Consider the following 12,466-nt stretch of genomic DNA (forward strand, 5'->3'; position numbering starts at 1 on the left):
ATTCACCCCCACCCTCCCCTAACCAGATGCTCCGTGCGGAGCCAGGAAGTTGTATGCTCCATCAGCGTTTCCTCCAGAGGCCTGGATGTAAACAGATGGCCCGCATCCGGAACCCGGACCACCCGATTCTGTGCGGAATGCCTGTAAATCGCCGACCGGCGGGACTCAGACAGCTCCATTTCCTCCAGGATCAGAGGATCGTTGTCTCCGTAGATGAGGACGGAAGAGCCACTATATGATTCCAGGGCGGCTTCGGTGTCCATGCTCTGCAAATCCCGGTAAAAATCCATCCCAACCCATAGGCCCGCCCACGGCATAACCAGCTTGCCCGCTTCCGGATGCCGGATAAACCGGGGATGCCTTCCGCTCGGATAGTTTCCGCCGAATTCGAAAAACAGCGGGCTCCACAGGACGAGCTTCTCTATCCCGCTGCCTTGTGCGGCCATCAGGGCAATCCTGGCCCCATCGCTGAATCCGAGGAAGACGGCCTCCCGTTCCAGCAGATCCGGATGACCGCAGACAAACTCATAGGCTTTCAGCACATTCGATATTTTGCCGGAGGTCGTCATGTCGAAATAATGCCCGTCGCTCAGGCCGATTCCGTAATAATCGAAACGCAGGAAAGCGATCCCCTGCTCTGCCAATCTGCGGGCGTATTTCACGGCAAGCCGGTGTACCTCATATCTTTCGCCGTTTTTGCCCGGACAGTAGATTATAACCGGACAAGGTCGGAGGTGTTCGGGAGGCAGGTGCAGAATTCCCGCCAGTTTCCCCTGGTCGTAAAGCTCCACCAGCCTTTCATCTCCGTTCATCCTTCTCTCTCTCCTCCCGCAGCAGTTTCATTTTGCAGTGAATCACGGTGCGGCCGCCGACTTTGCCAACGGCCGCCAGCTCGCTTCCTCCGGCTGTAAAGCCGACGTCAAACCTTACGGAGTCCCCCGGAACGACCGGACTGAGGAAACGCGAAGCGATTTCGCCGAACCGGCAGTCTCCCGGTTTCCCGGGCGATTGACGCCGCAGCAGAAGCTCGGCCGACTGCAGGATGCATTCCACCATCAGCATACCGGGATACACACTGTATGAAGGGAAATGACCAATCAAATAAAAATCACTGCCGGAAATATTCTTCAATGTTGAGATGGCCCTATCGCTTTCTCCGATAATCCGGTCCACCATGGTCCAAGGTTTTGCTTCATGCAAATAAGCCTCTGCCGGCATACGAGGGTCCCCGCCTATTATGAATTTGATGTCGCGGCAACAGCTACGCTTAGTTCGGCCGATACCGCCATTGTTCCGTCCGACCGGTACAAAGTGCCGGTAAAGATCGCTTTTTTGCTTAAAATACGGACGGGTTCTACCTTGTAAGTAATGGGTTCCTGCCAGGATACGGGCATCAGCAGCTTGGCCTTGATCGCTCCCAGCAGGGGAACTTCATCTTCCTCCAGGGGCGCCGTCTCCAATTGGGTCAGGATGACGCACGCTTGGGCCAGCCCCTCAATGAGCAGGGTAGGCGGAATGGTATCCGTATTGCCGAAGTAAATCTTCAGCGGTAGCGGGCTGCATCCGGCTACGAGAAATTTTCCGGGCGAATAATCCTTTACCTCGTCCAGCAGCCGGAGGGGAAACTGATGGGGCAGCATCGTCAGCAAATGACCGTAGTCCGGGCGGCGGCTCATAGGCAGCCTTCAAGCGCCTGAACGATATCCCCGACCTGCGTACTGCCGCTGATTTCCAGCGCCTCGTCCGGCCACTGGATTCCGAAATGCTCCTCGATAAGCACGACAAGCTCCATAAACCTCAGCGAATCGAATCCCACATCGAAAAGCCGTTTTTCTTCGCTAATCTCCTCGACCGGCAGCATACCGCAGCCTTGATCGCTTAAAAACAGACGTATTTGATCTTTCGCAGACTCTTTCGCAGACACGTTGCTCCCCCCTCCAAACTTTCCGTTGTTTTCATTGTAAAGGTCACGCCGCCGCTTCTCTCTGCTTCGATTGCAAACAATTCTTGCTTTGTTGAGCCGCGGATTCAGACGCAGACCGGGCAGTCCCCGTCCCTGCTGTACAGAACCGGATTAAGCGGACTGTCCGCGCGTTCTCCCGGTTTCCGCCCCGGAAAGTACGTCTCCAGATGCTTCCGCCTCGCCTCGTTATCCTCCGGATCGGCTATAACCGCATCCTCCGCTATATACGTGATCGTCAGGACTTCCCGCATGGAGTCCGTCGGATTCGCCAGCGCGCTGTGAGGCGTCCAACCCGAATGAAACGTCGCATGCCCCGCCTTCATTCCCTTGTACCCGGTCTCCGGCAGCCCTCTGCGGACCGCATCCAGCAAAATATTGCCGGAATTTTTCATCCTCTCGATCTCATTCGCACCGGAAATGAACCGCAGCGAGCCCATATCGTCCGGAATATCGGTCAGAGGCAGCCACAGGGTAATGAGCTTGTCGGGTTTAAAGCGGAGCATATACGCGCCATCCTGATGCCAAGGCGTAGGTCCGCCTCCCGGCTCCTTGTAAAAAATCTGATCCAGGTACAGCCGCACCCCGTCCGTTTCCAGCAGATCGGCGGCCATCCGGGCGAATTTGCGGGCAAAGACGAATTGCTTCATCGCCTCGTCTCTCTGCCATAAATTAATCAGTTGGAGAAAAGCTTTGCCGAAATCGTCCCGCTCCTCCAGCGGCCGGTCTTCCTTCACGCAGGTCCGGACCAGCTCCCTCACCAGGGGACGCAGGGCCGCCACGTCTTCTTCCGAGGCGACCCGTCCGGCATAAACATGACCCTTGCTGCGGTATTCTTCTATTTGTCCGGGAGACAGCACGATCTCCTCGTGCAAATTTGCCGTGAAAAGAGAATTTTCCACCTGGTTTCCTCCTCTTAAAAAAGCCTGCGGTAAAGCAGAGGCGTCAGCGGCCCTTCGGCCGGCCGCCCCGCCCCGGTTCCGGCAAAGAGGCGCCTTAGGTGCGGGGCTCTGCCGGACTTGTCCTCGGGGTCCAGGATTCTCGCGCCGTCCGCAAAATACGTTACCGTCATCACCTCGCGAGTGAAAGCCCCGCCGTTCCCCGGAGCGCTGTGCAGCAGACGCCCCGCATGAAACGTAGCGTCGCCGGTCCTCAGCGGACCGTAGTTCTCTTCGGGGAGTCCCGCTCTTTTCGCTTCCAGCAGGGGATTCTTGGATGCGCCTCCCGGAAGCAGATGCGAGCCGGACAAATAGGTCACCGGCCCGCCTGGCTCCGGCAGATCCACCAGAGGCATCCACATGGTGATAATCTGCGCGGGGTCCAGCTCCAGCATATAAGCCTCGGTCTGATGCCAAGGCGTCACGCTCGCCCCGGGCTCGATAAAATTCGCCTGGTCCAGGTACAGCCTGACTCCCGTGACGCCCATCAGATCCGCCGCCAGTTTGGCGAACCGGCGCGCAAATACGAACTGCCGGACACGCGTGTCCTCCTCCCAGAGGTTCATATACAGCTGCTTATGCGGCCGGACGCTACGGTCTCCCGTGTAGCCCTCCACCGCCGTGATGATATGCGGACGGTAGGCGCTGATTTCATGGATGAAGGCCGCCTGCCTGATGCAGACGTGCCCGTTCGCCCGGAACTGTGCGATCAGGCCCTCCGGCAGTGCGTAGTTGTCGCTAAGAGGCGGCAAGTCATCGTGAACGGCTCCGTTCATTCCGCATCCTCCTCCGCTTGATGAACCAGCTTGACCACATCCCGGTAGGGCCGGTAAAACAGCAGCGGAAGCCGCCGTCCCTGCGCTTTGCCGCCCGGCTCCAAGCCCCGGAAAAGGCTCTGAAGCTGCGGATTCCTGCCGGCGCTGTCCGCGGGGTCCGTAATCCGGGCGTCTTCGGCAAACCAGGTAATAATGAGCATCTCTCTCGTGATCTCCGTATCGTTGCCGTAAGCGCCGTGAAGCGTCCAGCCCGTATGGAAGGAGGCATCCCCCGCTTGCATCGGGCCGCACGGCTTCTCCGAGAGGCCCAGTCTCATGGCCGCGAGGAGAGGATTTTTGGCGCCCCGGAGCTTCTCGTGAAGATGCGAACCGGCAACGTATGAGAGCGGCCCCTTCTCTCCCGGAATATCGGTGAGCGGCATCCACATCGAAAGGACGGAATCGGGGTCCAGTTCAAGCATGAACTGATTCGCCTGGTGCAGAGGCATTGCGCCCGCCCCGGGCTTTTTGAAGAAGACCTGGTCGAAATACAGCCTGACTCCGTCCACACCGAGAAGATCCGCGGCAATCCGGGAAAATTTCCGGGCGAATACAAACGCCTTCACGGCGGCATCCTTCTCCCAGACGTTCATGACCTGCAGCCTGAGCCCGTCGTCCAGCCGGGCGATCTCGCGCCGGCACGCTTCCCGGATCCCGCCGATATCTTCCTCCGAGGCCAACTGCTTCAGGAGCAGGTGTCCGTCCCTGCGGAACCCGTCGATATCCTCCCGCGACACGCTCCATTCCTGCTCCAGCGCATCAAAACCGTGCGTGTTCTCCATCTTATCCCTTCCTTTCCGTCCGGCTGCCGGACTCTGCAAACCGGTCGAACACAAGCGGCGTCCAAGGGCTGACGGCTGTATCCCCGGGCTTCATGCCGGGAAAAATCCGTCTCAGGTGATACGCCCTCGCCTCGGTATCCGGTTCGACGATTTGCAGGTTATCCGCTACGTAAATAATCGTGGCGACTTCCCTTACGATGGAGGTCCGGTTAGCCGCCGCATAATGCAGGGTCAAGCCCGAATGGAAGGTCGCGTCTCCGGCGGGCATCGCCCCGTAATGGACCTCGGCCTGTCCTTTCCGGTAAGCCTGCAGAAGCAGATTCGTATGCTTGTCCGCAGGCAGCTCGTGCGAGCCGGACATAAAGCGCATGGAGCCGAGCTCCTCCGGCAGATCGACAAGCGGCATCCACATGGTCATCGTCATGTCCGGGTCCATCTGCAGCATGTAGGGGCTGTCCTGGTGCCAGGGAATCGCTCCGCCCCCCGGTTCCAGAAAAATTGCCGAATCGTGGTACAGGCGCAGCCTGTCCACGCCCATCAAGTCGGCGGCGATCTGGGCAAAACGGCGGGCGAAGGTGAAGGTTCTCACCTTGGAACTTCTCTCCCACATGTTCATCACGGTCGGAAAAGCCCGTTCCACTCCGTAAAACTCCCGTTCGTCCGGCGGATAGGAATCGGCCGTGAACGCAGGGTAAATTTCCGTAACCGCCTGACGGTAAGCTTTTACTTCCTCGGCCGAGCAGACTTTTTCCAGGTAAGCATGCCCGTTCCTGCGGTAGCGGCTAATCTGCTCGCCGGTAAGTCTGTACTCCCTGTCCAGCCCGGCTGTCGCACTGCGGTCTTCCCCGATCATTCCCTTCACGCTCCTTTCGTTTCATTGGGCTCCCGCTGCGCCGTCTTCCCCGTTCTCCGCCGCAGTCTTCATGCCGTTCTCCGTGCCTGTCCAGATCGCTCCGGATGCCGAACGGCTTTTCGCGATAAGCTCGCGCCTTTGTTTAATTTCCTCCAGGGAGAGGCTTTCCTTATTCAAGCCGGTAAACTGCTCTTCGACAGACAGCAGGACTGTCGTTTCGTGCCGCTTGCCGCTGCGGCTGAACGTTACCGATACGGGCCCCTTTTTACCGGAGTAAGACGAAATGACTCGGACGAAATCGCCGTAAACGGCCGTTCTCCGTCCCCCGATGCCGAGAATGACATCGTGTGCCCGGAGCCCCGCTTTCTGTGCGGGACTGTTCGGGAATACTTCCAGCAAATAATTTCCGCCCCCCACGGAAACTCCCGTCTCCCGGCTCTGTTCCGGGTTCACCGTGCAGTTGGTTACGCCGAGCCGGGGATAACTGAATAACTCCGTCCGCAGATCGAGGCCCAATTCGAGCACCGACTTCAAATTCATCAGAGAGCGCCGCCAGCCCATTTCCAGACACTCGCGCAGCCACTGCCCGTACGTGTCTTCGGCGAATCCCTGCACCTGCAGACTCAATTTGACAAAGCCGTCCGATTCCTCCAGGGTAAAAGCCGTGTTTACGTAGAAGATTTCCGCCTTGCCGTCGGGTGCCAGGGATTGATAAGCGTCCGAGAGGACGAAACGGCGGTTAGGCACGCTTTCCACAACGACAGACTGATTCTCGATGTCGCCGTAATTGAGCGTGTAGACATCCCCCGCCTTCGGCAGGGAGGGATCGCCTGTCGTAGAGGAAGAGTAGGTGAGATACGTATTCGTTCCTTCCGTCGTGGCGATCGACCACCATACTTGCTCCGGGGCGGCTTCGAGATAAGTGACATTGCGTGTACGATCCGTTGGACATTCAATCATGATTTTGACCTCCAGATAAAAATGAAATGACGGCTTCCGCCTGCAGGCCGATTTTCTTGACCAGACTCGGGAAAGTCGCCAGCATCTTCAGGGCGCCGGCCGACGTTTCCGTAAAGGGGTCGCCGGCCGTTTCCAGCGTGGCCAGCGAATGCCGGTACTGCGGGTAAATCCGGTTGTTGCGCTGCTCTTCGTAGCTCCGCATCGCTTCTTCCCATTCCTTCGCGCCCGTGAAAAAAGCATGCAGCTCGTCCGCCAGGACTTCGGCCGTACATACGGCGTTGTCGATTCCGACGCCGGCCACCGGGTGCAGAAAGGCTCCGGCATCCCCCGCCAGCGCCCATCCGCAGCCGTAAGCTTTACGGATAAAGCTTTTACCGGGGGGAATTCCCCGGACGGCTCCTTCCAATCCGCTCTCCGCCAGTCTCGGCGCCAGCGTGCGGATTTCCAGCAGCCTTTCCATGAATTCCCCTCGTCCGAGGCGGGCCATCCGCTCCTGTTCCTCGGGGGAATACATGATGGCTGCGCAGTGCATCAGGCCGTCGATCGGATTGCACAGGACGACGGACGAACCTTTCCAGTACCATTCGACCGCCGGAACGGGCAGCCGTTGCACACCGGACAAATACGCGTAAGCAACCCCGTGGAGCGGCCGCTCCGTCTCGGTCTCCAGAGGGGCCCGCACCCCTTTGGCCACCGCCGAATACCGGCCATCCGCGCCGATTACGGCTTTTCCGGCGAAACGCTGAAGCTGCCCGTCCTTCCTCCGGCATTCGATGCCTGCGGCTCGTCCGTTCTCCAGTAAAATCTTCGTCACTCTGGTGTTAAGCCGCACTTCAACGTTCCGATGACGGGCAGCGTTTTGCAGAAGCAGTGGGTCCAGCAGTTCTCTGCGGAGTCCCAGGGCCCTTTTCGTCACCGTAATATCCGATTCGAAAACAGTCCCTTCCAAATCCACCCGCATCCGCGTCAAGAAAGGCGCTCCGGCAGACTCCATTTTCCCGAGAATGCCGAGCCTCTCGTACACGTCGCTCTCGCCCAGGATGTGGGTTGACGTTGTCGCGTTCGGGTATGGAAATTGATCGACCAGCAGAACCGAGTGTCCGCGCCGCCCCAGAAAGGAAGCCAGCGAAGCTCCGGCGCATCTCGCGCCCACGATAATCACGTCGTACATCGCATTCTCCTTCTCGTACGGCAATTTTCAAGTAAGAAAGAGGGGCCCGTGTGGATGACCCCTCCTTTGACCGTTCGATTAGTTAGATTGCAGGCATCCGTATACGGTTCCCACTTGATTGTCTTCGCTGTCAAACAGCGGAGTGACGCTGTCCGAATAGAACGTGGCGTTTTTCGGAGGCAGGCCTTTCAGGGTCCCTTTCATGTGAATCGCCTGCTTGTTGTGGAATTCGCCTTCCGGAGTTTCGATCACCCAGTACAGCCAGGACTCGCCTTGAACGCCGTCCGCCATTTTTCTGTTGAACGGGATTGTGGCTTGGGCTTTCATGGCCGCGCCTTGACCGTGCAGACCACCGCGGACGCGGATGGTTTGTCCCGGCCAGATCACGCTCGAAGTCGCGACAAGATCGACGTTCTTGATGCCCAGTTCCACATTGATGCCGGATTTCAGGCTGAATTCGGAATCGTTAACGGTGAACTCGGTCGGCGCTACTTGAGTGAATTGAAGCTCCTCGGAACGTCCGTCCAGCAGCTCCAGATAAGTTTTGCTGTTGGAGTTTTCCAGTGTCATGGTCACTTGCTTGGCATTCTTTTTGGACGATACGGTTTTCATGGTTTTGCCTCCTTGAGTGGCTGTTTTTTGTTTCCCCGGGGTACTTTTACTATCTCATATCCCCCAGCCGGTTACTCTGCTTTTGACCATGACCTCTTCGTCTTCTGTTGGCGTGCGTGCCGTCCGGTTTACCCTTTGCTGTCCAGGCATTTCCGAATCAGGTTCCGGATCGTTTCCACACTGGTAAAATTCTCAAGAAGAATCTCCTCGTCCTCGATCACGATGTTAAAAGCTTCCTCCAGCAGAACCACAAGCCGGATAAAACTCATGGAGTCGATTCCCGTTTCGAGAAGCTTGGTGGTCAGCTCAATCTCGATCTGTTGGGGCAAAATCTGTTTGACATGTTCAATAATCACAGCTTCCATGGCTGTTTGGTCCATGCTTACACCTCGACGATTCAGATTTTCATTTCAAATGCGACAGCGTAAGGAACTCCATCAGCATGGCGGAAGCCCGTTTTTCAAGCTCGTACAGGGTCTGAAAATTATCCGCAAGCTGATGCAGGTACGCGGATGCTTTCGTCCGCTGATATTTGATGCTCGTCCACTTGACCCGGTCCATCTCCGTTTTGGCTTTGATATACAAATTTTTCAGCAGGTCGAGCTGACTGGAATCCGTCCCGGTCTGCAGATAAATAATCCTTTGCAGCATCAGGCTTTTGTGAAGAATCATTTTATGAACGATAATGTTCCAGTAGATGAATTCCTTGACCTGAAGAGGTCTTCCCTCCGCAAGCTGCCGGAAATAAACGGACAGAACCTCGTTGACGTAATGGCCCATCGCAAACGTCTCATCCGGCGAGCCGTTCCCCCGAACCCTGCCTCTCTCCAGGGCAAAATACATGTTCCGGGTATCGGGACGGGACGCCAGCCCGTCTTTGAGCCGGATAACCGACGCGGGAAACCCGTAGAAAGCAAACCAGCGCTGGGCATGCAAATCTTCATCGGACAGTCTGGTCATCTCCCGGCCGAACAGGCCGTAAGGGACCTCCGAGCTTCCGTATCCTTTGCCGTTCACGTCGAAAGCGAGAAAGTGAAAAACCCCGCGTTCATCGTCGAAGCCGTACACGAGCGCTTCATGAAACATATCCTGTTTGTTGTAATAACGGGAACAGGGGATGTTTCTCCAATTAAAATACACGATCATATAACGGCCTTCGCCCAGGTTCTTCCGTGCCGTCTCCACCCAATCCTCACAGCGGACAAGAGGCGTTTCCTCGAGAACTTCCGAGTAGACGTCGAGATGCTCTTCAAAGCGGACGACCGGAAACAGATCGGCCCCCGTCGATTTGAGGGTCAGATTCATAAAATGGCTGTGGTACCAAGGCAGCGTCCGGGCATGCGCAAGCAGAAGACTCAACCGGATATTGTGATAGCATTCGGTCTCGAAACCCGGCGATTCCACGACAGGAAGCAGGTGTCTCGTACCCATCTTACAGATGCTCCCTGATGAGCTGCGGCCAGCTTCCGGCCTCGTAACCGTGCGTTTCGGCCAAGGCCTGCACCCAGCGGTCCACTCCGAAGGCCGTGCAGCCCGAATGAAGGGGAACGCCCTTGCCGGCCTCGCCCGCTTCACCGGAGTCTCCGTATTCCGCCGGTTCTCCGGTTATGCCGAACGCTTTGCACAACACGTCGCCGCATACGTTGAAAGACGTGACCGCATAATCGCTCGCGCTCTCTCCGCCGGGTGCGAACCGCAGCTCGAATTTGGACTCCGCAGCGAGCTGGAACAGCCGGCGGTCCGTGTCTTCCGGCAGGAAGAAGGGGTCCGACGCCGTCTCCACGTACCCCTCCAGCCCCAACTGCCCGAAGAGGCGCCACGTGTCCTCCAGCAGCTTCTGCCGCATATCCCTTACCTCCTGCGCTCCGCCGATGTAGACGATCTCGAACATCCCGAACTCGCGCAGCCGGGAATCGTCTATCCGGCTGGCATGCTCGTGCCTGAAGCACGGGCCGTAAGCGGAGTAGAGCGCGAGCTTCGGGCCGGACGAAACCGCCCCCGCCGACCCGGGGCCGCTCCCGTTCCCCGCAGGGCTGCCGCTTCTTGTCGCGCTCCGTTCCTCGTACACGTGGTAGCAGACGCAGGGCTGCAGATACATGCCGCTCGGCTGCAGCAGCTCGTGCAGCGGCGCGTTGTCCTCGAGCCGGGTGCGGATCTCCTGCATCGTGTCGAATTGATGCCGGAATTCCCCTACGGCGTAAACATTCTGCGGGAAATTCCGGATATACCCGCTCTTCTGCAGAACGGATTCCGGCATCATCGCCGGGTATCTGCGGAGAGCCGCCCCGTAAGCATGCGCACGGCCCCGCAGAAGCTTCACAAGCGCCTGCTCCAGCAGCACATGGGCCTCTTTGGCGCTTTCACTGTGTTCGCTCCGTTCGCTCACTCCGCTGCCCTCACTGCGTTCGCTGTCCCGCTCCCGTGACGATAACGCTCCGGTTTGCGCTTGGGCGCGTCCGCCCGCCTTCCCGTCCCTGCGGTTATCCTTCACCTTCCGGTACGGAAGCTTCCGGCGCCCGGCCATGGATGCGCATAAGGCATCCAGACGGCGGACGACTTCTTCTTCGTCCGAACCCCCATACTCGATCGTCAAAGCCGCCTCATCCCGGCTGACGTTCGTAATGCGATCGGACAGATAATAGATTTTTTCCATGAGCTGAATCAGATCTCCGGCCTTCGCCACCTTGTCGAGCGGCACTCGAATGAACATCCTGTCACCCGCTTTCTCCACGCCTCTTTCTACCTCCACCCGGCAAAATAATCCGCTTCCTGAATCGAAAACACCGAGTCCTGGCCTTCGGTAATTTTCGTATCCGTATTGAGCCTTCTGCGCACTCTGGCGCCCGTTTTGTCCATCAGATTGTTAAAATTAAGCGCAAGCTTCTCCACGCTCACCCCGGTAAAATGAATGAGCAGCGACCTGCGAAATCGGTGTCTGGACAAGTTGTCCGAAGAGCCGTGGACAATATTCCCGTTGAAAAAAATAACATCGCCCGGATTCGTGGCAACCTTCACCATCTCCGCCGTTTCGTAATCCTTCAGCCATTGCCCTTCATCGGAAAAATACCGGCGGACGTCGGAAGCGTCGCCTTCGGGTACCTGCAGGTCTAAGGAGTGGGTACCGGGCACGAAAGTCATGCCCCCGTTGTCCTCGTCCGAACTGTCCAGCGATATCCATGCGGCATAAGTCGTTCCCGGCGAGACGCCGAAAGCGTAATTATCCTGATGCAGGGGAAGACCTCTCGTCGAAGGAGACTTGAAATAATAGCTGGTCGAAATAATAAGCGCCTCTTCGCCGATGAGCTGCTCCAGATAATCGAACAACTGCGGTTTGAGGGATAACCGCTTAATTTTTTCATTTTTCCGGTGGTAATCCCGGAGGCGGGGGTACAGACTTTCGAGCGGACGGTTGCCGTTCTGGATAATCTGCCCGGAAGCGGTGAGCCGCACCCAATGCAGATCAAACTGGCGGATTAACTCGCTGACTTCCTCCCGTGTATACACGTCGTTCAGGACGAGATATCCCTCGCCGGCGAACGCGGCAAGCTTGTCGTCCGGAAGCTTTTCATTCATCGGTCACTCCCCCTTTCGGCCCAAGTTGGCGCCCGCATTCATCCGCTTGCGCACGCGTTGGCCTTCTTTGTCCATCAGATAGTTAAAATTAAGCGTCGTCTTCTCGGCACTCGTCCCGGCGAAATGACTGATAATCGAATGGCGGAAAAGAACCTCGCTCGCATTGTCCGCCGAATCGTGGATCAAATTTCCGTGATAAATCACGACATCGCCCGGATCTGTCCGAAGCTCGATAAGCTCATGTTCCTCCGGAACCGCTAGAGTCTGAACATAGCCGCCGAAGGTATCCTCCGCCGTTGTGTACACTTTCTGCGGAACCTGAAGGTCCTGCGTATGGGTCTTGCGCACAATCCGCATGCCGCCGTTGGACACATCCGCCGGATCGAGGCCCGCCCATATCGCATAGCAGGTGCCCGGAAGGACGCCGATTCCGTAGTTGTCCTGATGAAACGGCATGCCGGTCGAACCCGGGGGCTTGAAATAAAAGTTGGTCGATACCAGAAGCGCTTCCTCTCCGGCCAATTCTTCCAGGGCGGCTACCGCCTTCTCTTTAAAAACAAATTCGCGCACAAGAGCATGGTCTTTGTGCAAATCCTTCATGCGCGGAAACAGACTCGTTAACGGCTTCTCCGGGTCCTGTACGATTTTCTTGTCGAGAATCGAATCCAGCCAAACCTTGTGGTATTCCTCCTTCAAAGCGTTCACTTCTTCCGGCGAATACACGCCTTTCAGCACCAGATAGCCTTCCTCGGCAAAAAATTGTTTCTCCTGCACACTTAATGAATACGCGGTCATAAACAGC

16 protein-coding genes are annotated in these 12,466 nt (G+C 57.3%); all 16 read right to left on the minus strand.

All coding sequences use genetic code 11. The features are described from left to right. Positions 1–2: 2 nt before the first annotated feature. Positions 3–812, minus strand: a complete 810-nt coding sequence (locus PCH01S_RS12015; RefSeq protein ID WP_042229590.1) for an alpha/beta hydrolase — start codon at positions 810–812, stop codon at positions 3–5. Then, complete coding sequence (locus PCH01S_RS12020; protein ID WP_042229593.1) at positions 799–1,218, minus strand: 3-hydroxyacyl-ACP dehydratase FabZ family protein; 420 nt, start codon at positions 1,216–1,218, stop codon at positions 799–801. Before PCH01S_RS12020 ends, PCH01S_RS12015 begins: the two co-directional genes overlap by 14 nt. 17 nt (positions 1,219–1,235) lie before the next feature. Then, positions 1,236–1,676, minus strand: coding sequence for a 3-hydroxyacyl-ACP dehydratase FabZ family protein (locus tag PCH01S_RS12025; RefSeq protein ID WP_042229595.1), 441 nt, complete (start codon positions 1,674–1,676; stop codon positions 1,236–1,238). After that, positions 1,673–1,924 (minus strand): acyl carrier protein, encoded by a 252-nt coding sequence (locus PCH01S_RS12030; RefSeq protein ID WP_241688806.1) that lies wholly within the window; start codon positions 1,922–1,924, stop codon positions 1,673–1,675. The genes PCH01S_RS12025 and PCH01S_RS12030 overlap by 4 nt, the downstream gene beginning before the upstream one ends. Positions 1,925–2,028: 104 nt before the next feature. Then, the gene (locus PCH01S_RS12035; RefSeq protein WP_042229597.1) at positions 2,029–2,862 is read right to left on the minus strand and encodes a phytanoyl-CoA dioxygenase family protein; all 834 of its coding nucleotides are present in this window, start codon (positions 2,860–2,862) and stop codon (positions 2,029–2,031) included. 14 nt (positions 2,863–2,876) lie between these two features. After that, entirely contained in the window at positions 2,877–3,674 is a 798-nt protein-coding gene (locus PCH01S_RS12040; RefSeq protein ID WP_042229600.1) for a phytanoyl-CoA dioxygenase family protein, read from the minus strand. Further along, positions 3,671–4,495 carry a phytanoyl-CoA dioxygenase family protein gene (locus PCH01S_RS12045; protein WP_042229602.1) on the minus strand — a complete coding sequence of 275 codons (825 nt, stop codon included), beginning with the start codon at positions 4,493–4,495 and terminating at the stop codon, positions 3,671–3,673. The genes PCH01S_RS12040 and PCH01S_RS12045 overlap by 4 nt, the downstream gene beginning before the upstream one ends. A gap of 1 nt (position 4,496) precedes the next feature. Next, entirely contained in the window at positions 4,497–5,348 is an 852-nt protein-coding gene (locus tag PCH01S_RS12050; protein WP_042229604.1) for a phytanoyl-CoA dioxygenase family protein, read from the minus strand. Positions 5,349–5,369: 21 nt separating this feature from the next. Then, entirely contained in the window at positions 5,370–6,308 is a 939-nt protein-coding gene (locus PCH01S_RS12055; protein ID WP_042229606.1) for a PDZ domain-containing protein, read from the minus strand. Further along, positions 6,301–7,479, minus strand: a complete 1,179-nt coding sequence (locus tag PCH01S_RS12060; protein ID WP_042229607.1) for an NAD(P)/FAD-dependent oxidoreductase — start codon at positions 7,477–7,479, stop codon at positions 6,301–6,303. Before PCH01S_RS12060 ends, PCH01S_RS12055 begins: the two co-directional genes overlap by 8 nt. 78 nt (positions 7,480–7,557) lie before the next feature. Beyond that, a complete protein-coding gene (locus PCH01S_RS12065) occupies positions 7,558–8,091 on the minus strand; it encodes a hypothetical protein (protein ID WP_042229609.1) in 534 nt (177 codons plus the stop codon). A gap of 128 nt (positions 8,092–8,219) precedes the next feature. Continuing rightward, the gene (locus PCH01S_RS12070) at positions 8,220–8,471 is read right to left on the minus strand and encodes an acyl carrier protein (protein ID WP_042229610.1); all 252 of its coding nucleotides are present in this window, start codon (positions 8,469–8,471) and stop codon (positions 8,220–8,222) included. 25 nt (positions 8,472–8,496) lie between these two features. Then, positions 8,497–9,522 carry a hypothetical protein gene (locus PCH01S_RS12075; protein WP_042229612.1) on the minus strand — a complete coding sequence of 342 codons (1,026 nt, stop codon included), beginning with the start codon at positions 9,520–9,522 and terminating at the stop codon, positions 8,497–8,499. 1 nt (position 9,523) lies between these two features. Beyond that, positions 9,524–10,801, minus strand: a complete 1,278-nt coding sequence (locus tag PCH01S_RS12080; protein ID WP_042229951.1) for a class-II aminoacyl-tRNA synthetase family protein — start codon at positions 10,799–10,801, stop codon at positions 9,524–9,526. Positions 10,802–10,830: 29 nt separating this feature from the next. Beyond that, positions 10,831–11,664 (minus strand): phytanoyl-CoA dioxygenase family protein, encoded by an 834-nt coding sequence (locus tag PCH01S_RS12085; protein WP_042229613.1) that lies wholly within the window; start codon positions 11,662–11,664, stop codon positions 10,831–10,833. Between the two features lie 3 nt (positions 11,665–11,667). Beyond that, positions 11,668–12,459 carry a phytanoyl-CoA dioxygenase family protein gene (locus tag PCH01S_RS12090; protein WP_042229615.1) on the minus strand — a complete coding sequence of 264 codons (792 nt, stop codon included), beginning with the start codon at positions 12,457–12,459 and terminating at the stop codon, positions 11,668–11,670. Between the last annotated feature and the right edge of the window lie 7 nt (positions 12,460–12,466).

The sequence above is a fragment of the Paenibacillus chitinolyticus NBRC 15660 genome, from assembly GCF_000739915.1.
Lineage (GTDB): Bacteria > Bacillota > Bacilli > Paenibacillales > NBRC-103111 > Paenibacillus_F > Paenibacillus_F chitinolyticus.